Genomic DNA, 510 nt, shown 5'->3' on the forward strand with positions numbered 1-510 from the left:
TCCCAAGAAACAACATCAATTGACTTTGCCAATTCCCAATAGTTGTAGTCGTAAAAGTACTCCATGAAGTTTGCCGTCGTAGGCAGATCAGGATTAATCGACTTGAGCGGTGCAATCTCGTGCTCACAGAAGTTCGAGACGCGGTCAGTACAGAATCGTTTCCAATCTAACTTCAGTGCGTGAACGGAGTTCTCACCAACGGGAGATGGTGATTCAATTTGTTCCCAACTGGTGTAAGTATGACTCCAGAACGCACTCCACCACAGCTTATTAAGATTGTATAGGGAGCCGTATTTGTTTTTCAGCCACAAACGAAACTCTTCTTGGCAGTAATTACAGTGACAATCGCCGCCATATTCGTTTGAAACGTGCCAGCCTATCACCGCAGGATGTTGACTGTAACGTTCAGCCAATTTAGCGTTCATGATGCTCACTTTCTCACGGTAATTCGGTGAGCTGTAACAATGGTTATGACGTTCTCCATGCAGTTGTTTAATACGTGCGCTGTTG

General features: G+C 44.9%; 1 protein-coding gene. It reads right to left on the minus strand.

Annotated features, from left to right (window positions below; translation table 11 throughout):
* Positions 1–497, minus strand: a 497-nt coding sequence (locus R7Q09_RS28530) for a beta-galactosidase (RefSeq protein WP_318144256.1), incomplete at its 3' end; no start/stop codon positions are given.
* Positions 498–510 lie beyond the last annotated feature (13 nt).

The organism is Vibrio sp. 2130-1 (assembly GCF_033339515.1).